26 protein-coding genes and 1 tRNA gene are annotated in these 24,131 nt (G+C 71.2%); 15 read left to right on the top strand and 12 right to left on the bottom strand.

Features of this window, described 5'->3' with window-relative positions:
- The first annotated feature begins 269 nt into the window (after window positions 1-269).
- A complete protein-coding gene (locus AB0G74_RS17905; protein WP_361146996.1) occupies window positions 270-827 on the top strand; it encodes a hypothetical protein in 558 nt (185 codons plus the stop codon).
- 185 nt (window positions 828-1,012) lie between these two features.
- Here AB0G74_RS17905 and AB0G74_RS17900 read toward each other — a convergent pair whose 3' ends face one another.
- A complete protein-coding gene (locus AB0G74_RS17900; protein WP_361146994.1) occupies window positions 1,013-3,148 on the bottom strand; it encodes a bifunctional glycosyltransferase 87/phosphatase PAP2 family protein in 2,136 nt (711 codons plus the stop codon).
- A gap of 366 nt (window positions 3,149-3,514) precedes the next feature.
- On the opposite strand from AB0G74_RS17900, the gene AB0G74_RS17895 reads away from it, so the two are divergent.
- Window positions 3,515-4,207 (top strand): O-methyltransferase, encoded by a 693-nt coding sequence (locus AB0G74_RS17895; RefSeq protein ID WP_361146991.1) that lies wholly within the window; start codon window positions 3,515-3,517, stop codon window positions 4,205-4,207.
- A 201-nt stretch (window positions 4,208-4,408) separates the two neighbouring features.
- Here AB0G74_RS17895 and AB0G74_RS17890 read toward each other — a convergent pair whose 3' ends face one another.
- A complete protein-coding gene (locus AB0G74_RS17890; RefSeq protein ID WP_361146988.1) occupies window positions 4,409-4,762 on the bottom strand; it encodes an antibiotic biosynthesis monooxygenase in 354 nt (117 codons plus the stop codon).
- 189 nt (window positions 4,763-4,951) lie between these two features.
- On the opposite strand from AB0G74_RS17890, the gene AB0G74_RS17885 reads away from it, so the two are divergent.
- A complete protein-coding gene (locus AB0G74_RS17885) occupies window positions 4,952-5,353 on the top strand; it encodes a DUF3291 domain-containing protein (RefSeq protein ID WP_361146986.1) in 402 nt (133 codons plus the stop codon).
- A 64-nt stretch (window positions 5,354-5,417) separates the two neighbouring features.
- Here AB0G74_RS17885 and AB0G74_RS17880 read toward each other — a convergent pair whose 3' ends face one another.
- Window positions 5,418-7,487 (bottom strand): MFS transporter, encoded by a 2,070-nt coding sequence (locus AB0G74_RS17880; protein ID WP_361146984.1) that lies wholly within the window; start codon window positions 7,485-7,487, stop codon window positions 5,418-5,420.
- A 430-nt stretch (window positions 7,488-7,917) separates the two neighbouring features.
- On the opposite strand from AB0G74_RS17880, the gene AB0G74_RS17875 reads away from it, so the two are divergent.
- A complete protein-coding gene (locus AB0G74_RS17875) occupies window positions 7,918-8,574 on the top strand; it encodes an HAD-IA family hydrolase (RefSeq protein ID WP_361146981.1) in 657 nt (218 codons plus the stop codon).
- Between the two features lie 169 nt (window positions 8,575-8,743).
- On the opposite strand, the gene AB0G74_RS17870 is transcribed toward AB0G74_RS17875, so the two are convergent.
- Together AB0G74_RS17870 and AB0G74_RS17865 are read right to left on the bottom strand one after the other, a co-directional pair.
- A complete protein-coding gene (locus AB0G74_RS17870) occupies window positions 8,744-9,328 on the bottom strand; it encodes a TMEM165/GDT1 family protein (RefSeq protein ID WP_358827568.1) in 585 nt (194 codons plus the stop codon).
- A gap of 334 nt (window positions 9,329-9,662) precedes the next feature.
- Window positions 9,663-10,424, bottom strand: coding sequence for an ABC transporter permease (locus AB0G74_RS17865; protein ID WP_361146977.1), 762 nt, complete (start codon window positions 10,422-10,424; stop codon window positions 9,663-9,665).
- 233 nt (window positions 10,425-10,657) lie between these two features.
- Between AB0G74_RS17865 and AB0G74_RS17860 the strand changes: the two genes are divergently transcribed.
- On the top strand, window positions 10,658-11,128 hold the full coding sequence (locus AB0G74_RS17860) for a DoxX family protein (protein WP_361146974.1): 471 nt from the start codon (window positions 10,658-10,660) through the stop codon (window positions 11,126-11,128).
- A gap of 362 nt (window positions 11,129-11,490) precedes the next feature.
- A complete protein-coding gene (locus tag AB0G74_RS17855) occupies window positions 11,491-12,126 on the top strand; it encodes a VTT domain-containing protein (RefSeq protein ID WP_361146971.1) in 636 nt (211 codons plus the stop codon).
- Between the two features lie 52 nt (window positions 12,127-12,178).
- Here AB0G74_RS17855 and AB0G74_RS17850 read toward each other — a convergent pair whose 3' ends face one another.
- Together AB0G74_RS17850 and AB0G74_RS17845 are read right to left on the bottom strand one after the other, a co-directional pair.
- Window positions 12,179-12,394, bottom strand: a complete 216-nt coding sequence (locus AB0G74_RS17850) for a DUF2277 domain-containing protein (protein WP_358827572.1) — start codon at window positions 12,392-12,394, stop codon at window positions 12,179-12,181.
- 71 nt (window positions 12,395-12,465) lie between these two features.
- Window positions 12,466-12,897: a protein phosphatase gene (locus tag AB0G74_RS17845; RefSeq protein WP_361146967.1), complete on the bottom strand. Its 432-nt coding sequence runs from the start codon at window positions 12,895-12,897 to the stop codon at window positions 12,466-12,468.
- 248 nt (window positions 12,898-13,145) lie between these two features.
- On the opposite strand from AB0G74_RS17845, the gene AB0G74_RS17840 reads away from it, so the two are divergent.
- A complete protein-coding gene (locus AB0G74_RS17840; protein ID WP_361146965.1) occupies window positions 13,146-13,454 on the top strand; it encodes a hypothetical protein in 309 nt (102 codons plus the stop codon).
- Between the two features lie 208 nt (window positions 13,455-13,662).
- Here AB0G74_RS17840 and AB0G74_RS17835 read toward each other — a convergent pair whose 3' ends face one another.
- On the bottom strand, window positions 13,663-13,878 hold the full coding sequence (locus AB0G74_RS17835) for a hypothetical protein (RefSeq protein WP_361146962.1): 216 nt from the start codon (window positions 13,876-13,878) through the stop codon (window positions 13,663-13,665).
- Window positions 13,879-14,058: 180 nt separating this feature from the next.
- Here AB0G74_RS17835 and AB0G74_RS17830 point away from each other — a divergent pair, with 180 nt between their 5' ends.
- From AB0G74_RS17830 to AB0G74_RS17820, 3 genes are all read left to right on the top strand, one after another.
- On the top strand, window positions 14,059-14,925 hold the full coding sequence (locus AB0G74_RS17830; RefSeq protein ID WP_361146959.1) for an HNH endonuclease: 867 nt from the start codon (window positions 14,059-14,061) through the stop codon (window positions 14,923-14,925).
- 432 nt (window positions 14,926-15,357) lie between these two features.
- Window positions 15,358-16,038, top strand: a complete 681-nt coding sequence (locus AB0G74_RS17825; RefSeq protein WP_361146956.1) for a DUF6232 family protein — start codon at window positions 15,358-15,360, stop codon at window positions 16,036-16,038.
- Window positions 16,039-16,068: 30 nt separating this feature from the next.
- A complete protein-coding gene (locus AB0G74_RS17820) occupies window positions 16,069-16,446 on the top strand; it encodes a hypothetical protein (protein ID WP_361146953.1) in 378 nt (125 codons plus the stop codon).
- 91 nt (window positions 16,447-16,537) lie between these two features.
- Here the strand turns inward: AB0G74_RS17820 and AB0G74_RS17815 are convergent, their stop codons facing one another.
- Window positions 16,538-17,596, bottom strand: coding sequence for an HNH endonuclease (locus AB0G74_RS17815; RefSeq protein ID WP_361146950.1), 1,059 nt, complete (start codon window positions 17,594-17,596; stop codon window positions 16,538-16,540).
- A gap of 148 nt (window positions 17,597-17,744) precedes the next feature.
- Window positions 17,745-17,816 (bottom strand) — tRNA-Val (locus AB0G74_RS17810).
- Between the two features lie 180 nt (window positions 17,817-17,996).
- Between AB0G74_RS17810 and AB0G74_RS17805 the strand changes: the two genes are divergently transcribed.
- The 4 genes from AB0G74_RS17805 (at window position 17,997) to AB0G74_RS17790 (ending at window position 21,313) form a co-directional block, all read left to right on the top strand.
- Entirely contained in the window at window positions 17,997-18,761 is a 765-nt protein-coding gene (locus AB0G74_RS17805) for a DUF4097 family beta strand repeat-containing protein (RefSeq protein WP_361146947.1), read from the top strand.
- Between the two features lie 75 nt (window positions 18,762-18,836).
- Entirely contained in the window at window positions 18,837-20,204 is a 1,368-nt protein-coding gene (locus tag AB0G74_RS17800; RefSeq protein ID WP_361146944.1) for a hypothetical protein, read from the top strand.
- Between the two features lie 278 nt (window positions 20,205-20,482).
- Window positions 20,483-21,085 carry a DUF4383 domain-containing protein gene (locus AB0G74_RS17795; RefSeq protein ID WP_361146941.1) on the top strand — a complete coding sequence of 201 codons (603 nt, stop codon included), beginning with the start codon at window positions 20,483-20,485 and terminating at the stop codon, window positions 21,083-21,085.
- 9 nt (window positions 21,086-21,094) lie between these two features.
- A complete protein-coding gene (locus AB0G74_RS17790) occupies window positions 21,095-21,313 on the top strand; it encodes a zinc ribbon domain-containing protein (protein ID WP_361146938.1) in 219 nt (72 codons plus the stop codon).
- A 28-nt stretch (window positions 21,314-21,341) separates the two neighbouring features.
- Here the strand turns inward: AB0G74_RS17790 and AB0G74_RS17785 are convergent, their stop codons facing one another.
- Entirely contained in the window at window positions 21,342-21,989 is a 648-nt protein-coding gene (locus AB0G74_RS17785; protein ID WP_361146935.1) for a response regulator transcription factor, read from the bottom strand.
- A complete protein-coding gene (locus tag AB0G74_RS17780) occupies window positions 21,980-23,320 on the bottom strand; it encodes an ATP-binding protein (RefSeq protein ID WP_361146931.1) in 1,341 nt (446 codons plus the stop codon). The genes AB0G74_RS17785 and AB0G74_RS17780 overlap by 10 nt, the downstream gene beginning before the upstream one ends.
- Before the next feature lie 163 nt (window positions 23,321-23,483).
- Here AB0G74_RS17780 and AB0G74_RS17775 point away from each other — a divergent pair, with 163 nt between their 5' ends.
- Window positions 23,484-24,131: a DedA family protein gene (locus AB0G74_RS17775; protein ID WP_361147021.1), complete on the top strand. Its 648-nt coding sequence runs from the start codon at window positions 23,484-23,486 to the stop codon at window positions 24,129-24,131.

The raw sequence follows: 24,131 nt of genomic DNA, 5'->3' as shown, positions 1-24,131 counted from the left end.
GCGGTGTGGAGCCTAGACACCTCCACCACACCGGAGGTCTTCGCCATGATCAAGACCCGGAACCGTCAACAACGCTCGTGGTCAATACACCTAGCGGCCCGGTACGTGATGAACCCGGGCCGGGTTCGCGCGGCCCCGGCAGGGACCCGGCGGCTATCACGGGGCCCGCCGTCCCGCGGGCCCGCCGCCCCGGTACCGTACGGGCCCACACACCAAGCCCCGCCACGGCCGACGGCCGGGGAGCCGGGCGGGGAGGGGACGAAGCCGCCATGAGGAACGATCGTCCGGGGCACGACCCGACCCGGAGCCGACGCGCTCCGCTCGCCGGGGCGGCGACCGCCGCCGCCGTACTGCTGCTGGCCGCCGCGACCGGCTGCGCGGGCCCGGCGGCCGCCGAGTCCGGGTCGGGCGGGGAGCGTACGGCGTCCGGGCAGCCCGCACCGGACCGGGCCGGGACGAAGGCGGGAGCCGCCGGGGGTGCCGAGCCCCGGATGGTGGTCCGCTCGGCCGCTGACTCCCGGGGCGCCCTCTACGCCCATCTCCAGGGCACTCTGGTGGTCACCCCGGAACGCTGCCTCGCGGTCGCCGGGGCGGCGGGTACCGCCCCGACCCCGATCGCCTGGGCCGACGGCTGGAGCGTACGGACGGAGAACGGCACGGCCACCGTCTACGACGCCGAGGGCGCGGTCTTCGCCCGGGAGGGCGACCGGGTGGGCCTCGGCGGCGGCGGTTCCCGGCGCTTCACCGACCACCCCTGCGTCGGCGACGGCGTCTGGGAGGCCAACGCGGCCCAGGCGGGGAGCGCGGCCCAGGCGGGGAGCGCGTAGCCGCCCGCCTCCGGGAGCGCCCCGACCGGCCTCCATCGGTCGATGTCCAGTCGATGTCCAGTCGATCCGGACGGACGGCGGAGGGGCGGGCCGCTCGTACCACCGAGCGGCCCGCCCCTCCGTCACTCCATCAGCAGGCGCGCACGCGACGACGCGTACCCCCGCGCACCGTCACCGCGCCCGGTTCAGGTCGCCGACTTCCCGGTGACCGCCGTACCGCCGCCGTCCGAGTCGCGACCACCGGTCCCGGCGCCGGTCCCGGCCGGGTCGGGCGAGCCGTCCACCGGGGTACGGGCCGCCGGTACGGAGACCTTCGTCTCGACCACGGGGGCCGCCCCGGCGATCCCGTCCGCAGGGGCCGTGGCCGGTCCTCCCGGTACCGGCGCGGCTTCCGCCGCGTCCGCCGCAGATCCAGCCTTCTCCGGCAGGGCCGACCGCCGCCCCGAGAGTACGTAGGTCAGACCGAAGCCCGCGGCGACGACGATCGCCCCGCCGAGCGCGTCCAGGATCCAGTGGTTGGCACTGGCGACGATCACATAGAGCGTGATCAGCGGATGCAGCAGCCCCAGCGCCTTCATCCAGAGCTTCGGCGCCAGCATCACGATCACCACACCGCACCAGAGGGACCAGCCGAAGTGCAGCGACGGCATCGCCGCGTACTGGTTGGTGACGGCGGTCATCGCGCCGAACTCGGGGTTCGACAGGTCCTCGGTCCGGTGGACCGTGTCGATGAAGCCCATCCCCGGCATCAGCCGCGGCGGCGCCAGCGGGTAGAGCCAGAAGCCGACCAGCGCCAGCAGGGTGGCGAAGGCGAGGGAGGCCCGCGCCCAGCGGTAGTCCGTGGGGCGGCGGATGTAGAGCACCGCCAGGACCGCCAGCGGTACCGGGAAGTGGAACGAGGTGTAGTAGAAGCTCAGGAAGTCCGTCAGCCACTCCACCTTCGCCGCGGCCATGTTGATGCCGTGCTCGATGTCGATCCCGATGGCCTGCTCGATGGCGACGATCTGCCGGCCGTGCTCCTCGGCGGTGGCCGTGGAGGCGGTGGCCGCCAGCCGGATCTTGGAGTAGATCGCGTAGCCGACCCGGATCGCCACCAGTTCCAGCAGCAGATTGGGACGGCTCAGGGCCCGCCGCCAGAACGGCAGCAGCGGCACCCAGCGCCAGCGGGACGCGGGCGGGGTGGCGTATTCCGTCGGCAGCGGCCGGGCGAAATGCGGATCGGTACGGGACAGGAACGGCATCGCGACGGCCGCGGCGAGCGCCGCGATGAGCACCGTGTTGTCCCGCAGCGGGTACAGGAACTCCATGTTCGGCAGCAGCATCTTGCCCGGCAGGGTCAGGGCGAAGACGACGAGTACCGGCCAGAGCATCCGGTCGGCGGCCTTCTTGCCGACCCGGCCGACCACGGCGAGCAGTACCCACAGCAGCTGGTGCTGCCAGGTGGTGGGCGAGACGACGGCGGCGACACAGCCGGTGACGGCGACGGCGAGCAGCAGCTGGCCGTCCCGGGCGTAGCGGACGGCGCGCCGCAGCCCGAACCAGGCGACGGCGGCGGCCAGGGCGAGATAGAGCGCGATCTCCAGCGGGCCTTCGAGGCCGAGCCGGAGCAGGGCGCCGTGCAGGGACTGGTTGGCGACCGCGTCGGAGGCGCCGCCGAGTCCGGCGCCCGCGGCGTGCTCGATCCAGTACGTCCAGGAGTCCCCGGCCATCGCGGCCCAGGCGACGGCGGTGGCCGCGGCGAAGGTCGCGCCCGCGGTGATCGCGGCCCGGCGGCGGCCGGTGAACCAGAGCAGCGGGGTGAAGAGGAGCACCGTGGGCTGGAGGGCGGCGGCGATGCCGATCAGGACGCCCGCGCCCCGTTCACCGCGGACGGCGAGGGCGCCGAGCAGGACGAGGAGGACCGGGATGATGCTGGTCTGGCCGAGATAGAAGCTGTTCCGTACGGGCAGGGACAGCATCAGCAGGCTGATCGCGAGGGGCGCGGCGAGGAGGGACGTAAGGCGCGACACCGGGCCGGGCAGGGCGCGGGCGACGACGAGTCCTATGCCGACGACGAGCAGCAGGGTGGCGAAGGTCCACACCACGCCCAGGCTCTGCTCGGCGGTGCGGGTCAGCGGTTTCAGTACGAGCCCGGCGAAGGGGGTGCCGTTGAACCGGTCGTTCTCGTAGAGGGACCCGGCGACGTGCAGTACGCCCTGGGGGCCGACCCAGGCGTCGAGGTCGATCAGCCGCTCGCCCTCGGGGCGGCGCAGGACGACCGCGAGCTGCCGTACGGCGAGTACGGCGGCCAGCAGCCAGAGCGCGGCTCTCGCCGCGCCCATCCTGGTCACCGTCCCTCTCGCGGTATCACTTCCGCGCACGCTGTGCTCCGCGTTCGCCACTCGCGCCGCGCCTCCCCTGCATCCCGTATTGCCTGTGTTTCCCGGTCCGGTGGGCCGTCGTCACCTGGTGAAGAGGTGACACGGCCCCGAAAAGCCTCGCATTGCCCAGAGAATGAGACTCGGGCAACCCCCTCTTTGCCTGACTGTCGCCCGGTTTTGCTCGGATGTCCGGCCGGATCCGGTACGACGGAGCCGCCCGGTACGGACGCGTGCGGCGGCCGGTCCTCCGTACCGCTGGTCACGCCACGGTGACCGGTGCGACGCCGAGGGGGTCGCGGGGCACGGAGAACAGCTTAGGTTGAGCGCATGAGCGATGCGTACGAAGAGACGGCCCGGGCGCGCTGGGACGCCGTCGACGCCTATCTGGCCGAGAAGCTGATTCCCGGGGACGAGGCCCTGACCGGGGCGCTGGCGGAGAGCGAGGCGGCAGGGCTGCCGTCGATCGCCGTCGCCCCGAACCAGGGCAAACTGCTGCGGCTGCTGGCCCGCACGCTGGGCGCCCGGCGGGTGCTGGAGATCGGCACGCTGGGCGGCTACAGCACGATCTGGCTGGCCGGGGCGCTGGCCGAGGGCAGCAGGCTGATCTCACTGGAGTACGACGAGCGGCATGCGGAGGTGGCCCGCGCGAACCTGGCGAGGGCCGGTCTGGACTCGGTCGCGGAGATCCGTACGGGCCCGGCCCTGGAGACCCTGCCCAAACTGGCCGCCGAGCCGGGCGCGGGCCCGTTCGACCTGGTCTTCGTCGACGCGGACAAGGTGAACAACGCCCGGTACGTGGAGTGGGCGCTGAAGCTGACCCGGCCGGGGTCGCTGATCGTGGTGGACAACGTGGTCCGGGGCGGCGCGCTGGTCGACCCGTCGGTGGACGACCCGGCGCTGCGGGGCACCCGGGAGATGTTCGACCTGGTGTCCCGGGAACCCCGCCTGGAGGCGACGGCGGTCCAGACGGTGGGCGCCAAGGGCTACGACGGCCTGCTGGTGGCCCGGGTCGTGGAGTAGCCCCCGGGCTGCTTGTCCGGCAGTTCCCCGAGCCCCTGGGTTGCCGTCCCGCCGTACTCGCGGAGGCGGGTACCTGTTCAGGGCGGTGCTCGGGCGAGCCTTCAGGGGCTCGGGGAACTGCGAGACAAACCACGGGCGGGCCGCGGACCGCCGACAGCATCAGGCCGCCGCGCGGGCCCCGGGGGTGAGGCCGCGCCGGGATCAGCCCTGGGCCGTGTTCCGGGGTCCGGCGGACTGGACGACCTCGAAGGACCACAGGGTGGAGTCCGTCGCGGCGGGCTTCGGCTTCTCGCCGCCCTCGGCGCCCCGGGCGGGCTCCGCGGGCTTGTGGGCGCCGCGCATCGAGCCGGCCATCCACGCCTCGAAATCGGCCTCGGAACGCCAGCGGGTGTAGACGAGGTAGCGGTCGGTGCCGTCCACCGGGCGGAGCAGCTCGAACCATTCGAAGCCGTCGCTGCCGTCGACGGTTCCGGCCCGGGACGCGAACCGCTTCTCCAGCACCTCGCGCTGTTCGGCGGGGACGGTCAGGACGTTGATCTTCACAACACTGGCCACGGGACATCCTTCGCAGAGTCGGTCTCGACCGACCGTATCGCCCGAGTCCCGAGGCGGGGCCGTCCGGGTCCCGGTACGGCCGGGAGCAGTCGGGGCGTCGCGACCCTGCAATGGATAGCGGAGAGTGCTACTCTCCAAGAGTAGATAGCAAGACTATCCACCGACGACCGCGCCGTTCCGGAGGTCACCGTGCCCGCCCTGCCCTGGATCACCCCCCACCCCGCCGACCCCGGCACCCGCGCCGTCGTGATGGCGTCCCGGTTCGAGGTCCGCTCACTCAAGGACGTGCCCCGCTTCCTGGCCGGGGCGCTCCGGGCCTGGCGGCAGGTCCGGACCGCGCCGGGCGCCCTCGGCGCGTCGCTGAACGCCCGGCCGCTCCGCCGCGAGTTCTTCACCCTCTCCGCCTGGGAGAGCCGGGACGCCCTGTACGCCTACGCCCGAGCGGAGCCGCACCGGAGCGTGATGACCGGGCTGCGGTCCACCATGAAGGACTCGGCCTTCGTCTACTGGGAGGTCGCCGCCGACGAGCTGCCGATCACCTGGGGCGAAGCCGAGCGGCGCGTCGAGGCGGAGCGCCGGGCCGCCGCCTGAGCCGTACCGGCACCCGCTTCTCAAGAACCGACATCTGCTTTGCAAGAGCAGCGCTCACCGGTTCTCAGCCGCCCGGCGACGACGGGGGCGCGTGGTCGCCCCGCGGCCCCGGCCCGTTCGGCCGCTCCTGGTCGGAGCCGCACAGCTCGGCGTTCAGCTCCTCGACGAGCTGGACGAGGTCGGTCGGCCGGTCCGGCCCCCACCAGTCGCCCAGCAGCTCGGCCAGTGACTCCTCGCGCGCCTTCGCCAGCCGTACCGCCGTCTCCAGGCCCGGCTCCGTGAGGACGAGCTGCACCCCCTCCCGGGCGGCCAGGCCCCGCTCCTCGACCTGCCGGGCCGCGTCCGTGATCACCCGCAGCGGTACGGGGGTGGTGTCGGCGAGCAGCCCCGGCTCGACGGTCCCGTGGCGGCGGATCCGCAGCAGCAGCCAGCTCGACCCGGGCAGCAGGTCGTATCCGGCGCGTTCGGTGATCTTCTCGTATATATGCCGCCGCCCCTCTCTCGATCCGAGTACCGACAGGGCGCGGGCGGCCTCCTCGTGGGAGGACCGTTCCACCGGGTTGGAGGCGAGGGTCTGGCTGGGGTCGGGCGCGGTCACCGAGCCGCGCAGCGGGTCCTCCCGCAGGAAGCAGGAGACGACGAAGGCGAGGACGACGACGGGGACCGCGTAGAGGAAGACGTCGGTGATCGCGGAGGCGAAGGCGTGCACCACCGGGCCGCGCAGGGCGGGCGGCAACTGGGAGATGGCCTGGGGGTCGGCGGCGAGCTGGTCCGTCCCGGCGCCGGGCGGCACCGGGCGCCCGGCGAGGGCGGCGGAGAGCTTGTCGCGGAGCCCGTTGGAGAAGATCGTGCCGAAGACGGCGACGCCGAACGACGCGCCGATGGAGCGGAAGAAGGTGGCGCCCGAGGTGGCGACGCCCAGGTCCTCGTACCGTACGGCGTTCTGCACGACCAGGACGAGGACCTGCATCACCAGGCCCAGCCCGAAGCCGAAGACGAAGAAGGAGAAGCTCATCACGGCGTCGGAGCTGAACTCGGTCAGCCGGTGGAGCAGCAGCAGTCCGACGGCGGTGATCGCGGTCCCGGCGACGGGGAACACCTTCCAGCGGCCGGTACGGCTGACGAGCTGGCCGGACGCGGTGGAGGCGATCAGCAGCCCGAGCACCATCGGCAGCATGTGCACGCCGGAGAGCGTCGGACTCACGCCCCGGACGACCTGGAGGAAGGTCGGCAGAAAGGTCATCGCCCCGAACATGGCGAAGCCGATCACAAAGCTGATCACCGAGACCAGGGTGAAGGTCCGGATCCGGAAGAGACGCGGCGGCAGTACGGGCTCCGCCGCTCGGCGCTCGACCAGTACGAAGAGGATCAGCAGCACCAGTCCGAGCGCCGCGAGTCCGATGATCTGCGCGGAGCCCCAGGCCCAGGTGGTGCCGCCGAGGGACGCGACCAGGACGAGACAGGTGGCGACCGCCGCGATCAGGAACGTACCGAGGTAGTCGATGGTGTGGCGGGTCGGCCGGGCCGGGATGCGCAGCACGGCGGCGATCACCACCAGGGCGACGGCCCCGATCGGCAGATTGATGTAGAAGACCCACCGCCAGCTCAGATGCTCGGTGAAGAAGCCGCCCAGCAGTGGGCCGAGGATGCTGCTCGCGCCGAAGACGGCACCGAAGAGGCCCTGGTATCGGCCGCGTTCCCGGGGCGAGACGATATCGCCGACGATGGCCATCGAGAGCACCATCAGCCCGCCGCCGCCCAGGCCCTGGAGCGCCCGGAAGCCGATCAGCTGGGGCATGTTCTGCGCTATGCCGCAGAGCGCCGAGCCGATCAGGAAGATCACGATCGCGGTCTGGAAGAGCTTCTTCCGCCCGTATTGGTCGCCGAGCTTGCCCCAGAGGGGTGTGGCGGCGGTGGACGCCAGCAGATAGGCCGTGACGACCCAGGAGAGATGTTCGAGACCGCCCAGCTCGCTGACGATGGTGGGCAGCGCCGTGGAGACGATGGTCTGGTCGAGGGCGGCGAGCAGCATGCCGAGCAGCAGCGCGCCGATGGCCAGCAGGACGCCGCGCCGGTCCTGCCCCTCGCCGGGCGCCGGGTCCCCGGCGTACGTACGGGGCTGCTGCTGTGCCATCCGGGCCTCCTCGCCGTCCGGGACCCGCCGCCGAGGCCCGGGGCGCGCCTCGTGGGTCCTGGCGGGAGCCGTACGCCCGGCGTCGGGCCCGGTCGCGTTCCCGCCATCCCATAGTGGGGCGAATACTCCGTCGCGGCCCGTCGAACCGGCCGGGGGTGGCACTTTCGGCCAGCGCTTTGTACCATGATTGAACAAAGTGGCTCCGCCCCTCTCCCTGACCGGTGGGCGGAGCCGCTTGTTCCCGCCCGGTGCGGCAGCCCGCCGTACCGACCGCCGACGCACGCCGCGCGGAAGCGGCCGCCGACGGCCCGGATTCGCCGCCCGGCGCCGCATCCGCCCGGCGCACGCGGGATCCTTGTACGCCCCGCAGCGCGCCGCCGCGCCGCCTGGTCGGTCCGGCCGCTGCCCATGCCGCGCCAGGAGTACGCCCATGCAGGCCACCGCCCTCACCGCCCGAGCCCTTCTCCTCGACATGGACGGCACCCTCGTCAACTCGGACGCCGTCGTCGAACGCGTCTGGCGGAACTGGGCCGTGGAGCACGGCCTCGACCCCGAGGCGGCGATGAAGGTCGTCCACGGCCGTCAGGGGTACGCCACGATGGCCGAACTGCTGCCCCACCGGCCGATGGCCGAGAACCACGCGGACAACGCGGTGATGCTGGCCCGGGAGACCGCCGACATGGAGGGCGTCGTACCCGTGCCCGGCGCGCCCGCCTTCCTCGCCGCGCTGGCGGAGCTGCCGCACGCCCTGGTGACCTCGGCCGACGTGCCGCTCTCGACGGCCCGGATGGCCGCGGCCGGACTGCCACTGCCGTCCGTCCGGGTCACGGCCGAGTCCGTGAGCGCCAGCAAGCCCGACCCCGAGGGCTTCCTCAAGGGCGCCGCCGAGCTGGGCTTCGACCCCGCCGACTGTGTCGTCTTCGAGGACTCCGAGGCCGGGATAGCCGCCGGTCGCGCCGCCGGGATGCGGGTCGTCGGGGTCGGGCCGCGCGCCCTGCCGTTCGGGCCCGATCTGCATGTGGCCGATCTGACCGGGCTGACGGTGACCGCCGAGGCCGACGGCCGGATCCGGCTCGCTCTGGTCTGACGCGTCCGGCGGGCCCGGCCCGGGCGTCGCGCGCCGCCGAAGCCGAAGGGGGCGTACGGAGAGTGTTCCGTACGCCCCCTTTCGCGTGCCCCGGCCCTGGTCGCGGCCGACCGCCGGGTGTCGGGCGACCGGACCCCGGACTGCCTGGGCTTCGGGGCTTGGGGCCAGGTCAGCCCGTGATGGCCTCGTAGAAGCTGAACCCGGCCAGGGCCAGCATCAGCGCCGCCGCGATCTTGGTGATCAGCCGCAGCGGTACGTACTTCATCAGGGTCCGGCCGCCGAGGATTCCGATACCGGCCACGGCCCACAGCGCCAGCACCGCCCCGAGACCCACCGAGATCGGATTGTCGTACCGCGCGGCCAGGTTCGCGGTCATGATCTGTGTCAGATCACCGAACTCGGCGACCAGGATCAGCATGAACCCGGCGCCCGACACCTTCCAGAAGGACTGGTCCTCGGGCTGCTTGATGCCCTCCTCGTCGCCGTCCGCCTTGCGGAAGAGCAGAATCAGCGCGCCGCCCAGGAAGAGCGCGCCCACCACGCCCTGCACCAGCCGGTGCGGCAGCAGGGTGAGCACACTGCCCGCGGCGATCGCGAGCGCGACATGGACGGCGAAAGCCGCCGCGACCCCCGCGAAGACGTAGGAGGCGCGGTAGCGGGTGCCGAGCATCAGCCCGGCCAGGGCTGTCTTGTCGGGGAGTTCGGCCAGGAAGACGACGCCGAAGGTGATCGCCATGACGGTGAAGCTGATCACGGAATGGATTCCTCTGTCGGTCGGGCTGCCCGTACCGAGAGACCGCGGGAGCGGGATCCTCGGGGAATCCGCCTGCCCGGAAAAGGGGTCGCTTCGGCACGGCAGCGTCAATAGGACACTGCGGCCGAAGGTCTCGCTGGCGGACCGGACCGATCACACGGTCCGCCGCCTCCGGGCGCCGGCCGGACCGGGGCTGTAGGACCCTGATGCGGCAGTATGTCGACGTTCCGGCGAAGAGCTACTCCCCTTCTGCTCCGTCCAGGGTAGCCCATCGGAGTGCGGCCGGAGCCGGTCGGAGCCGGTCACCGTGCCGGTCGGTACCGGTCGACTTCGGTCAATGCCGGTCGGTGGGGCTGTCGCATCCGGTCCGGTGCAGCCGCCCCCGGGCCACCAGCTCCAGCACCACCGCGACGGCCACCGCCTGGACCGCCATCAGCGCGACCAGTACGAAGAGCTGTACGGCCCCGGCGAGCAGCGGGGAGGCGCCACCGAGCAGCATTCCGACGAACGCCCCGGGCAGGGTGACCAGACCGACCGTACGGGTCTGGTCCAGGCCCGGCAGCAGGGCGTCCGCCGCGGCCGTACGGGCCACCTCCAGCCGGGCGTCCCGCTCCGGCAGCCCGAGCGCGAGACCCGCCTCGACCTCCCCGTGCCGCTGCCGCAGCTCGTCGAGGGCCCGCCGCCCGGCCAGTACGGTCGCCGTGAGGGCGCCGCCGATCAGGATCCCGGCGACCGGGACCAGGGCGATCCCCTTCAGCGGCACGAGACCGGTCAGCAGCAGCGCCGCGACGACCGGGAAGACCCCGGCCGCGATCGGCAGGGCGGCCCACCACCAGGTCGTATTGCGGGTCAGCCGCCGCCCGGCGGTCCATACGGCGACCGCGTACATCAGCAGGACGAAGCCGAAGAGCAGCGGCAGCGCGTGCACCACCCAGCCGATGACCAGGGAGACCGTCGCGAGCTGGGCCGCGGCTCTGACGCCCGCGACGACGATCTCCCGGGAGCGCCCGAGATGGGCGACGGCGGCCACGGTCGCCGCCGCGGCGAGCAGTACGGCGAGCACCGCGCCGAAGGTGGCATCGACCGTCAGCAGCACACGCCAACCCTATGCGCGCGCCGGGCGTGCGCGACTACCGGCGGATGGGTCGCATACCGGCGTACGGGGGCTCGGGGCGCTCGATGAAAGTCGCATGAAAATCACCCTCAACCCGTTACTTGAACTTGCAAGCATCCATAAGGGGTACCTAACTTGTGACAGCGTCCCGTCCGGGACGAACACCCGGGGCCGAGACCGCCCCTCCGCTCCCCCCACCACTCAGGAGCCCCCACATGGCCACCAGCACCGACGTCACCCGGACCCTTACCCGCTATCAGCCCTATGCCATCGGCGCCTTCCGGATCGTGGTCGGCCTGCTCTTCGCCTGCCACGGCGCCGCCAGCCTCTTCGGACTGCTGGGCGTGCCCGACAACGCGACGGTCGAGGCCGGCACCTGGCCGGGCTGGTACGCGGCGGTGATCCAGCTGGTCGGCGGCGGCCTGGTGATGCTGGGCGTGGGCACCCGCTCGGCCGCGTTCGTCTCCTCGGGCTCGATGGCGTACGCGTACTTCAAGGTCCACCAGCCCGAGGGCCTGTTCCCGATGGAGAACATGGGAGAGGCGTCGGCGATGTTCTGCTGGGCCTTCCTGCTGCTGGTCTTCACCGGCCCCGGCGCGCTGGCGCTGGACTCGGCGTTCGGCCGCGACCGGACCGGCGCCGAGGACCGGCCGCGGTCGCGCGCCGAGGCCACCGCGAGCCACTGACGCCGACGCTGACCTGCTGATCCGTCGCACCGGCGACGACAACCGATGCATCACCCATCAGGTATGTGTCGATACACAACGGAGCGCCCGGCCCCTCTTTGGAGGGTTCGGGCGTTACCCGTGGTCGGCACGGCCGAGTAACGTCGAACCGTCCGGACGGTTTTGGGGGCTTCTCGGGCGCGGACGGAGACGACGGACTCACCGGCAGCCAAGGTGATGATCACAACATCCGCCGCCCAGGACGAACTTCCGGTGGACACCGCGCGTACGCTGTACAGCTGTCAGTGCCATCGTCACCTGAACACAGACCGACCAGACCGACACAGCACTGTCATCACATGGGGCAACGGGGAGAGTAAACAGTGCTGGAGAGTCTGGGGCCGCTGGTCGGCAGCCCTTGGATCTATGCCGTCGTGGCGCTCTCCGTGCTGCTCGACGTCTTCTTGCCGGTCCTGCCGAGCGGCGTACTGGTGATCACGGCCGCGACGGCCGCCGCGGCGGGCTCGACCACCGTCACCGGCCAGGTGCCCCGCGAGGTGCCGTCCCTGCTGATCCTCATCCTCTGCGCCGCGACCGCCTCGGTCCTGGGCGACCTCTTCGCCTACCGGCTCGCCCGGCGCGGCGGAGACCGCTTCGACCGGGCCATCGCCCGCTCCCGCAGACTCACCAAGGCCCAGGACAGACTGGGTTCGACGCTGGCCCGGGGCGGCGGAGCCCTGGTGGTGATCGCCCGGTTCGCCCCGGCGGGCCGTTCGGTCGTCTCCCTCGGCGCGGGCGCCGCCCGCCGCCGGGTCCGCGAGTTCCTGCCGTGGTCGGCCCTCGCCGGAGTGATCTGGGCCGGTTACAGCGTCGGCCTCGGCTACTTCGGCGGCCAGTGGCTGGGCGCCAGCTGGGTGGGCGCGGCGGTCTCGGTCTGCGCCCTCTTCGCGGCGGGCGCGCTGGCGGCCCTGGTCATGCGCCGCCGCCCGGCCCCGCAGCCGGCCACGGAACCGGCCTGACGGCACACGACCGGTCGGCCCGCGAGGCCGCCGGGATCCAGAGGAGTCGGCCCTACGCCCTCCCCTTGATCACCAGCCCGTCGAGCAGCCGGGCGGTCGCCTCCGCTATCTCGTCCACGGCCCGGTCGAAGACCTCCTGATTGTGCGCGGCGGGGGCCCGGAAGCCGGAGACCTTCCGTACGTACTGGAGCGCGGCGGCACGCATGTCCTCCTCGGTGGCCTCTTCGGGCAGGGCGGGCGGTCGGAGCGTCTTGATACTGCGGCACATGTCTCCAGTGTGCCCCCGCCCACCGACAACGGGCCCGGGCGGCCGTCCGCCGCCGGGCCCGTACGCCGCCGTCAGCCCGGCCCGAACCGTCGTACGTACCGCTTCTGCCAGGGCGTCTCGACGGCCCGCCGGTCGTACCGCGCCCGGACATAGGCGACGGCCTCGGCCGGAGGCACCCCGTCCAGTACGGCCAGACAGGCCAGCGCGGTCCCGGTACGGCCCCGGCCGCCGTGGCACGCCAACTCGACCCGCTCCCCGTCGCACCGCTCCCAGGTCCGCCGCAGCACGACGAGGGCCCGCTCCCGGTCGGCGGGCAGCCGGAAGTCCGGCCAGCGGATCCAGTCGCTCTCCCACTCCACGGCGGGCGGCGGCTCGCCCAGCAGATACACACCCAGCTCGGGCACGGGCCCCTCGGGCCGGGGCTCGCGCAGCCCCCGGCCCCGTACCAACCGTCCGGACGGCAGCTCCAGCACTCCCGGAGCACCGACATCCCACGACCCCATGGGCCCACCTCCCTCTTTCACCCCGAAGCTATCCCCCGGTGATCCATCGGTCAGGCGATCGTCAACATCACGCGTCAACACGTCAGCGGACGGGATTCATTCATCCAAGTGGAGGAGCGCACCCCCCGGGGAGCGCGCCCCGTTAGCGATGGCGACGCACTGGTCCGGGACCGGCGCCGCGCGGCTCGTCTCGTCTTGGCAGGATCCGGCGAGCCCGCGCGACGCCTCCCCTTTCTCCGGAGGTCGCCATGGCGCAACCCCCCGAGGACCCGCGGTCTCCCGCGGGCCGTCCTCTCCCCCTCCCACCCCCCGCCGAGGACCGCGGCACCCCGCCGCCGCCCCCGGACCCCGACCGCCCCCTCACCCTCCGGGCCCCCACCGAGGCGGCCCTCGCCTCCACCGGCCCGGGCACCCTGGCGGTCCTGCTCACCGTCGGCGACCAGCCACCGGTTCCGGCGCTCCTGCTCGCCCTCGCGATGACCCTCGGCCTCCGCCTGACCCTGCTCCCCGCGGCCACCTGGTCCGGGGCGTGGGCACGGCTCCGCCGTACGAAATAGCCCACCGTCCCCCATCCCTTCCGCGGCGCCCGGCCCGTCGCCCCACCGGTGCGACGGGCCCCCGCACACTCCCGGCGGAGACGCCCTGCTCCCATCTGGCAACGAACCGCCTCCGCGCGGGCCACGGGCACTCACCCATTAGGGGTACTCCATGTGAGTGACGAAACCCCTCAACTCCCGTCCATTCATCACATGTTCGGCAGCCGCATCACTCGGCCCCCTCCCCCGCTTCCGTCCCCCGCACCCGCCCCTTGAGCGCCTGCTCGACCGCCTGTCGGCTCTGCCCACTGGCCTCGGCGTGCGCGGTGATTGCGGCCTGCACGATCTCCGCGGTCGCCAGGGTCAGCACCCCTTCCCGGATCTCCGCCCAGGCCAGGGTCTCCAACTCGATCAACTGGTCAGTGAGTTCGATCTTCTTACCCATCCGCCCGATCCTAGGGGGATCCCCTCTTGAGAGGATCGCTGTACGAGTCACGCGTACCGGAGGGGGACCCGAGTGCCCGAGCCGACACCACAACAGCTCTCACCGTCCGTGATCCACGCGGCCTCGGCCGAACGGGCCCGGGCCACCGGAAGCGGCGGGCTTCCGACAGTGGAGGAGCTGATGACGACACTGCGCCGCCTGCGGGTCCACCAACAGCACGGCGTCCCGACCCGGCACAAGCCCCTGTCGCTGCTGTGGGCCTTCGCCCGCGTGGCCAGGGGCCTCCCGGGCCGGGCTGCATGGCGTGAGTACCGGGGCGATATGCACGGACTCATGGCACAGTTCGGCCAGAAACACTCCGCGTTCTCGCCCGAGCACTCGTTCTGGCGGCTCCGGAGCAGCGGTCTCTGGCAGGTCCACGGCCTACCGGACGACCAAGCGGACTCGTACTCGGCAGCCCATCTCGACCATTGGAACCCCGAGGGCGGCTTGACCGAGCAGGTCGAGAGACTGCTCGCGGACCCCCGCGTCCGGATCCGGGCCATCTCGACCCTGCGAAAAAGGTTCCTGCCCGACATCTCCCAGGACACTCTGCTTCGCGGACTCGACCTGGCGGGTTACACCACCGCGAGCGGCCTTCCCCGCCCCGACGCCCCCGACGCCCCTGCCGTCCCTGCGCCCCGCCGCCCGACGAGCGGTTCGACCGTCGTCCGCGACCAGGCGCTCGTGGCCGAGGTGAAAGCACTCCACGGCAACGCCTGCCAGGTCTGCGGCCTGGCGCTGCCGACCCTCGACGGCACCTACAGCGAGGCGGCCCACATCCGCGGCCTCGGCCGTCCCCACAACGGCCCGGACGTCCTCACCAACCTGCTCGTCCTCTGCCCCAATCACCACGTCCAGTTCGACACCCTGGCGATCTACATCGCCCTCGACGGCACGGTCCGCACCACCTCGGACGACACCCTCGTCTTCCCCCTTCGCCACCACCCGTCCCACCCCCTGGACCCGAACCACCTGGACTACCACCGCGCCTTGTGCGGCAAGTAGTCCGGGCATATGACACCGGAGGCCCCTGACCATGATCGGTCCGGGGCCTCCTGCACGTACAGGCTACGAACTCCGCCGTAGCGACCCGACAGAGGGAATACGACAAGTCCATGAGATCGCCTCGTACATCAATGGCGGTCGGCGACCCACGCCCCAGGCAGTCCCGCTGCGCTCGCGGGCGGACGGCGACAGCAGTGCGTATCTGACCAAATCCCCCTGGACGACGATTGCCGCTACCGAAAGCAACGCAATCAACGTATGTCACCCGAAGTGACTGCCACGCTTCTCTGCAGGTGGAATGAGGGAACGGCCATTTCCGCACGGCACACCTGTCAGCACTGATCGGCGCGTTCACCCATGAGCCGTGACCGGCGCTGCAAGTGCCGGATCGGCCGACACCCTTGGTCGGCCCCTTTTGAATCCAGCCGACGGTTGCCCGCACTTGAGCAGACCCTCACCTACGATTCCCTTGCCCACCGGAGCCCGCCCGGCCTGCCTGACAGCCGCAATGGACATCATCACTTCACCCTCTCGAACCACTTCCGTGGCCCCGGGACTCAGGGGAACGAATTCAGGAATGCAGCACCGAACGCCATCGGGGGACAAATGAAGAGGAAGAGCTCGCTCATCATCGTTTCGGTGAGCAAACAAATCCTCACTATCGGGTCGTCGTTCTATCCGCTGCAGAGCGTGGCCCGAGTGAGCACAGTGGAGTGGATCGCCCCACTCCGCCCCATGATCTGGTCGGCCGTCAAGTCTTTGACCTTGGCGATCGCACTCTGGCTGGGTTCAGCGGCAGCGGATGCCGCATCGCCCGAAGCCGGGGTGGCAGTCGGCCTGGCGGCCGTTGCCGCCACAGTTTTCGGCGGATACCGAATCTTTCAGATAACCCGCAGAAGACCCTACTACTGCCTCGTGATCGAAACTTCAGGGGATCCGCACACCGCCCTGGTCAACGACGATCCGAAAGTGATCGCCAATATCGCGGGACAAATCATGGCGGCCATCAACGACCCCAAAATCGTCTTCCAGCAGCCGGTAAATCACTACACCCATGTGGGCGATGTTATCCGCGGCGACAAGGTAATGGGCGACAAGAAGGCCAAGGACTGACCGAACTCCCGGGAGGGGATCGGAGACAGCATGACCGAATATCATCACTTCGGTGACAACGTCGACGGTGACAAGGTAATGGGGAACAAGATCATGGGGGACAGTTTCAGCAACATCGGAGACGGTGCGACGGTCATCAACAAGAGCGTCCTGACCAACTCACTGAACCGCGTGAAGTCCGATCACGGGCCGGGGGTGTCACAAGCACTGCAGCGCATCGGGGAGATCGTCGCCGAATCACAGAACGAGGAAGCGGTCGAGAACTTCAACGCTCTCTCCGCCGAGCTCGCGGCCGAGGCCCCGAAAAAGGCGGTCCTGAAGGCACTCTGGCTGGGTATCGTCGCGGCGCTCCCCACCGTAACCGAGTTGACATCACTGGGCGAGCAGATCTCCGGCCTCTTCCGCTGATGAGCCAGACGACGGATCATTTCTGCAGATGGTAACGGCGACGGCCCCGGACCGCGCCATGCGGTCCGGGGCCTCCCCGTCTGCACGGCACTCATGAATCCTTTTTCTGTTCATCCATCGGCTTGCGCGGCCGCACCACGTTCTCCGCTGCACGCCGGTCTGCCGCGAACTTCAGCTCTATGGAGACCCGCAGTTCAGCAGGGGTGGGCCACGGCGCACGCCGGTGGATCATTCGATGGCAGTTGGCGCATATGAGGGCAAGGTCACGAAGCCTGGTCCGTCCTTCGCCGGCCTCGTGCAGCGGAACGACGTGATGGCACTCGATGTACCCCCGTCCACGATCACCGTAGACCTGCTCGAAGTCGAAGCCGCACGCCTCGCAGGCAAGACGATCGCCCCGGCGCAGCACCCCGTCGATCTTCTTTTTGCGCAGGCCCTTGTTCCGCTCACGGCTGCGGTGACGATTGAGCAGCAACCTCCCCTCGGGCGCACTGTAGTCGTCCTCTTCTTCAGCATCGGGCGTCAAGTGCGGAAAGTCTCCGGCATGAAGACCCTGTCGGATCCGTCGGGCTACCGCGGACATCTCGCTCGGCCGGCGGAGAAAGTCGTGCAGTACCTCGACGTCAAGCGCATTTCCATTTGTGGGCTTCCCCTGGTAATCGGGGTGTCGGCAGGTAATATCCACGGTCTTACGCGCCACCCCATTGGGATTCCGGAAAAGCTCGTTCCGCAGCTCTTCGGGATGGATCGGCATGGTCCGGAGCAACTCGGACAGCTCGATCACACGGGGGTCGTCGAACTCCAGTCGCTTCCAGCCGTTGGCCATGGCGAGGTCACAGGCGAGGATGATCTCGTCCCGGGTCCAGTCCGGACTCCGGGACGAACGGACGGTGAACCCGAGCCTGGCCAGCCACCTGGCGGCGTGGGACCTTCCACCGCTCAGCTCATTCGGCTTCAGCGCACGGCCCTGGTCGAATTTATGGGCCACACCTGCGATGGCCTTGGAGTCATAGGTTCGTTGCTCGTGAAGGAGCACATATCCCGTTGCAGGCTGGTAGCCGTACTTGGCCAAAAACCCTTCCTGCCCCAGCTCGTCATACTCCGTCAGGGCTTGCAGGACACCGTCTCGGCTGATCGCACCTTTGCGCATGGCGGAAGGGTACGACCCGCCACCGACACCCCATCAGGCTCGACGAGACCCGGCCGGCCGCGAGGGCCCGGCGGCCCGGCACACGGCGAAGGCCCGGTCCGACGACATCGTGTCGTCGGACCGGGCCTTCGGCCTACTCGCTTACCGGTGGGCGCGGACGGTTTCGAACCGCCGACATCTGCTTTGTAAGAGCAGCGCTCTACCCCTGAGCTACGCACCCGTGGATGAGCCACCAGCCTACATGGCCCACCGGGGCCGGTCGCAAACCCGTTCCCGGGGTGGCGCGGGGTAGGGGGGACAGCCCCACCACGGATCGGGTGGGTCACCGGATCGAGCGGGTGGGGCGGTCGGCCTAGCTTGGAGGAACGTCAGCGGGACGAGCAGGGGGAAGGGACTTCTTATGAACGGCCGTACCATCCGGGGGATCGTGGCGATCGGGGTCGGGGGTGCGGCGATGGCCGGGCTCGTGGGGTGTGGGACCGCGGACGCCGGGGACGCCGAGGTGGAGCGGAAGGCGTTCGCCTTCGCCGGGGACGTACTCACCGTGGACGTGGACGACTCCGATGTGACGCTGGTACCGGCCGATGTCACCGAGGTGAAGGTGTCCCGGCAGGTCGACGGTTGGGAGCTGTTCGGGGACGGGCCCGATCCGGTGTGGCGGATGGAGGACGGCCGGCTGACCCTGCGGACGGGGTGCGGCGGGGTCGGGAACTGCGAGGCGCGGCACACCGTGGAGGTGCCCCGGGGGGTCGCCCTGACCGTCAAGAGCGACAACGGGAAGGTGACCGCCTCCGGGTTCACCGGGAAGCTGGATCTCTCCACCGACAACGGTGATGTGGTCGTCCGGGACACCACGGGCGAGCTGCGGCTCTCGTCCGACAACGGCAATGTACGGGCCGAGGGGGTGTCGGCCCGGAAGATCTGGGCCGACACCGACAACGGCGATCTCAAGGTACGGATGAAGGGCGCGGCCGATCAGTTGGAGGCCAGTAGCGACAACGGCGACGTGGTGGTCGAGCTGGCCGCCGACCGGGCGCCGTACGCGGTCACCGCGCGGTCCGACAACGGGTCGCGGAAGGTGGAGGTGCCCGAGGACGACGGCAGTCCGCGCGTGGTCCGGGCGACCAACGAGAACGGGAATGTGACGGTCCGCGTCGCCGGGTAACCGAACGGCCCGTGTGCGCGTCCGTACCGGATGGGACAATGGTCCGGATACGGCGACGCGGCACGGGAGAGGGATGTGACGGCGACACACGCGCGGTTGCGGGCAGCGGCGGCGGTGTGGGCCGTCGGCGTCAGGGACGTACTCCGGCTGGTGTCACTGCCCGTGCCGCTGCTCTCGGCCGCCGTGTCGGGGGCCTTCGCGGGCGGGGGGACGCGGCGCTGGTTCGGCGGGCGCGGCGAGAGTGTCCGGGCCGGGGCGCAGGCGGCGAAGGACGCCGCTGCCGCCGCCTTCTACGAGCTGGACAGCGCCCAGCGCGATCTGCGGATCTCCATCGAGACGATCACCGCCGTCGACGATTCGCCGTCGACCCGGCGGGCGGTCGAGGGGTTCGCCGCCATCGGGCGGCGGATCGACGAGGTCAGCGGACGTTACATCACCGCTGTCGACACCCATGACCTGGACCGGGACGATCTCGACAGCTCCGTCGCGGCCCGGGCCAGGACCGAGCTGAACCGGGCCAGGGACGAGCTGGTCGCGGTCAAGGGGGAGCTGGACCGGTTCGGGGAGGGCCTCGGGCCGCTGCTCGACAAGGCCGAGACCCAGCTCGCCCGGCTGGTGCCCGCCGTGGAGCGGGCCAGGGCCGCCCTGCTCGCCGCCAGTAACGCGCTGGACGCCGTACGCGGCTCGGGGATGCGTGCCGACGATCTCGCCGCCCGGCTGGCGCGGCTGGCCCCCGAGCTGACCAAGCTCAACCAGGGCGCGGGCCGGCACGGGGTGGCGGAGACCCTGCACCGGGCCGATCAGGTGCTGCGGGAGGCGGAGGCGGTACGCGCCGAGGCCGAGCGGCTGCCCGCCCTCGCCGCCGATATCGACAAGCGGCTGGTGTCCCTGCGGACCCGGGCCCAGGCCCTGACGACCCGGGCCGAGGGTGTGGAGCCGGTACTGAGCGAGTTGCGCCGCCGCTATTCGGCCGCCTGCTGGCAGGACCTCCAGCCGGTGCCGGAGCAGGCCGCCGCCGATGTCCGGCTGGCGGAGCGGCGGCTGGCCGAGGCCGCCACCGCCCGGGACGAACAGCGCTGGGCCGATGTCACGGCCCTGCTCGGGACCGTCCGGGCCCTGCTGAACACCACCGACGAGGCGGTCTCCGCCGCCCGGGACCGGCTGACCCGGCTGGACGCCGTCGCGGCGGACCAACGGCCGGAGATCGACCGCACCCGGTTCGCGATCCGGGACGCGCAGCGGCTCGCCATGGCCGGGCGCGACCGGCCCGACCCCCGGCACGCCCGGCCGCTGGACGACGCCGTGGCCCGGCTCGATCGCGCGGTGGAGTCCCTGGAGGGGCGTCATCCGGACTACTGGCGTTTCCTGACCGAGACGGAGGCGGTCCGGCGGACCGCGGCCCGGGTCGTGGACCAGATCCGCGAGGAGCGGGCCCAGCAGTAGGGCCCCAGCAGTAGGGCGTGTCTGTTGGACCGGGCCGGATCAGGGAGTGGGGGCACGCCTCCTGGGCCCGGCGGCCCGGGGAGACCCCCACCGGGCCGCCGGGCACAGCAGGAGCGCAACTGGCCGGGGCACGCGAGCGCAGCAAGATCCGTCAGACCCGCCCGGGGGCGTAGGGGAGGGACCCGGGGGTCCCGTCGGGGCCGTGCGTTTGAAGGGATCGCGTCGCGGGCGGATGCTGGGAGGTACGAGTACGCGTCCCGTACCCGAGGAGGCCGACGATGGCCGCACACGCACTGCCCCGCAAAAGCCCCTCCCACCAGCGGCGGAGCCGTCCGCGGACCGTGCTGGACGAGCATCTGCCCGTCGATCACCGGCTGAGCCGGGTCTATCGGATCGGCGCGGGCGTGATGGGCGCCTTTCTGCTCGTCTTCGGGATTCTGGGGCTGATCGACAAGATCGGCTTCTTCAATACCGAGGGCGCCACCGTGGTCGGGCTGAACACCAACGGCGCGCTGAGCGTGGTGTCGATCTGCGTCGGTGCCCTGCTGCTCTTCGGAATGGTCCGGGGCGGCAACTTCGCCTCGACGCTGAATATGGTGCTCGGGGTCCTCTTCATCGCCAGCGGGTTCATCAACCTGGCGCTGCTGGACACCGACTTCAACCCCTTCGCGTTCAAGATCCAGAACGTGTTGTTCAGCTTTGTCGTCGGGCTGCTGCTGATGTTCTTCGGGATGTACGGCCGGGTCAGCTCGACCCTGCCGCACGACAACCCGTACTGGAAGGCCCGGCATCCCCGGGAGGCGGAGGCCGAGGAACGGGCCGCGCGGGCCCGGGGATCGGCGGTGTCCACAGGTGTCCACGAATCGGGTGGCGGCGCGTAGCCTGGGGGCATGCCGCGCTACGAGTTCCGCTGCCGTACCTGTGACGACACCTTCGAGGTGGACCGACCGATGGCCCGCTCCGGCGAGCCCGCCGACTGCCCCGAGGGGCATGCCGACACGGTCAAGCTGCTCTCCGCCGTGGCCGTCGGCGGTACGGCCGCCGGGGCCGCCCCGGCGCCCTCCGGAGGCGGCGGGGGCGGTTGCTGTGGTGGCGGCTGCTGCGGCTGACCTCACCGGGAGCCCGCCCGCTCGGGTCTCAGCTGCCCAGGAACCGCAGGACGGCCATCACCCGGCGTGAGTAACCCGCCGTCCGGGTCAGCTCCAGCTTGTCGAAGATCGCGTTGATGTGTTTCTCGACCGCGCTCTGCGAGACATGGAGCCGGTCGGCGATCGCGCCGTTGGCGTGCCCCTGGGCCATCTCGCCGAGGACGTCCCGTTCCCGCGCGGTCAGCCGGGCCAGTGGATCGGTCCGGCTGCTGCGGGCGAGCAGCCGCCGGACGACCTCAGGATCGAAGGCGGCGTAGCCCCGGGCCACCCGGTCCAGCGCGTCCAGGAACTCGTCGATCTCGACGACCCGGTCCTTGAGCAGATAGCCGACGCCGCGGGTCTCGCCGCTCAGCAGTTCGTTGGCGTACCGGCGCTCCACGTACTGCGACAGCACCAGGACCCCGACGCCGGGCCACCGGCGGCGGATCTCCAGGACGGCGCGCAGGCCCTCGTCGGTATGGGTCGGGGGCATCCGGACGTCGGCGACCACCACGTCCGGCGGCGGTCCGGCCGCGACCGCCGCGATCAGCGCCTCGCCGTCGCCGACGGCGGCGACGATCTCGTGCCCCTCCTCGGCGAGGAGCCTGACGAGCCCTTCCCGCAGCAGGGTCGAATCCTCGGCGACGACTATGCGCACGGCAACTCCGCGGTGAGGGTGGTGGGTCCGCCGGGCGGGCTGTGGACCGCGAACCGGCCGTCGAGGGCGGCGATCCGGCGGGCGAGACCGGTCAGTCCGCCGCCCGCCAGTCCCCCGCCCGCGGGCCGGCCGCCGGTGAGCCGGGCCCCGGCCGGGTCGGCGCCGCCCCGGCCGTCGTCCTCGACGGTGAGCAGCAGCCGGTCCCCGTCCCGGTGGACCCGGATGGTGATCGTGGTGGCCCCGGCGTGTTTGACGACATTGGTGACGGCCTCGGAGACGACGTAGTACGCCACCGTGGCGGCCCGGCGTCCGGGCGGGTCGCCGTCGTCGTCGTAGCCGAGGTCGACGGGGAGCGGGGTGCGTTCGGCGATGCTCTCCAGCGCCACCAGCAGTCCGGCCTCGTCCAGTACGGCCGGGTGGACGCGCCAGGCCACCTCGCGCAGTTCGGCGAGGGCCCGCCGGTTCTCCTCCAGGGCCTGCCTCAGGAGGCGGTCGGTGCGTTCGGGGTCGTCGCCCCGGCGGGCCCGGCCCAGCAGCATCCCGAGGGCGACCAGCCGCTGCTGTACGCCGTCGTGGAGGTCGCGTTCGATCCGGCGGCGCTCCTCGTCGACGGCGTCGACGACGTCGGAGCGGCTGGTGGCGAGCTGGTCGATCCGCCGTCTCAGGGCCTCGTGCGGCGGCGCCCCGAGGACGTGCCGGGCCAGCCGTTCCTCCAGCAGTACGGTGCCGTAGACGCCCTGGGCGGTGAGGACCAGCAGAAACGCGCCGAGCGCCCCGGTCGCCACCACCTCCAGCGGATAGTCGATGGGCGTCACCAGCCAGCCGAGGGCGCCGACGGAGAACCAGAACAGTCCGACCCCCATCAGTCCGGTGATCACCCCGCCGAGCAGTCCGAGGGGCAGCCGGTACACGGCGTACCGCAGCGCCCGTTCCGGCGGGAAGTCCGCCGGTGGCCGGATTCCGCAGAGCCGGTCGAGCCGGCGCAGCTCGATCCGGGTGATCAGGAGGGCCGGGGCGGTGAGCCCCGAAACGACGCGGTCGGCCCGGCGGGCCCGGGGCACGGCGAGTACGGCGATGAGGACCGGGACCGCGGGGAGCGCGGCGAGCAGGACGGCGCCGGTGGTGACGGCTCCGGCCGCCAGACCGGCCGTGGACCGGACGCCGCGGACGGCGAGGTGCCGCAGGGCGCGCGGGCCGCCCTGAAAGCTGGCGGAAGTACCGATATGACCGGAATCACGCGCATCGTGAATGTGCTGGACATCCCGGGTGTCCGGGCTTCCGGAACCGGCCCTCACCTCCCCCGGGCCCCCCGAGCCGGTATGATCTTTCACGTCTCCGCCCACCCTCCCGTCCCCGTCTTTCCCGGTGACCGCTTCCGTCCGATCAACCTATGCGTCGCATGCGATCGGCACACTGCGGTAAACCGCAGGTCAGTGTGAGGGAGGCTTCAGTCTCCCTTCAGCTCGGGGTCATTACCTTGAAGGCATGGACCCCATGATCGTGAACGCCGCCGAGCCGCTGGAGAGCAGTGCCCCGGGCTGGATCAACAGCCTCATGGACACCCTCGGCGCCCCTGGCGCGGGTATCGCCATCGCCCTGGAGAACCTCTTCCCGCCGCTGCCGAGTGAGGTCATCCTGCCGCTGGCGGGCTTCGCCGCCAGTACCGGTCAGATGAATCTGATAGCCGCCCTGATCTGGACCACGGTCGGTTCGGTCGTCGGTGCCTGGGCGCTGTACGGCGTCGGGGCGGCGCTGGGGCGTGACCGGACGATCGCGATCGCCTCCAAGCTGCCGCTGCTGAAGATCTCGGACATCGAGAAGACGGAGGCGTGGTTCGCCAAGCACGGCCCGAAGGCGGTGTTCTTCGGCCGGATGATCCCGATCTTCCGGTCGTTGATCTCGGTCCCGGCCGGGGTGGAGCGGATGTCCGTCCCGCTGTTCCTGGTCCTGACCACGATCGGCAGCGCGATCTGGAACACCATCTTCGTGATGGCCGGATATCTGCTGGGCGAGAACTGGGAGTCCGTGACGGGGTACGTCTCCACGTACTCCAAGGTCGTTCTGATCTTCGCGGTGCTCGCGGTGATCGGCTTCTTCGTGGTGCGGATGATGAAGTCGGGTTCGGGCAGCCGCCGGGCCTGA

Origin of the sequence: Streptomyces sp. NPDC020875 (genome assembly GCF_040641415.1) — a bacterium.
In the GTDB taxonomy this organism is placed as follows: Bacteria; Actinomycetota; Actinomycetes; order Streptomycetales; family Streptomycetaceae; genus Streptomyces.
This window is presented reverse-complemented; position numbering and strand designations above follow the sequence as displayed.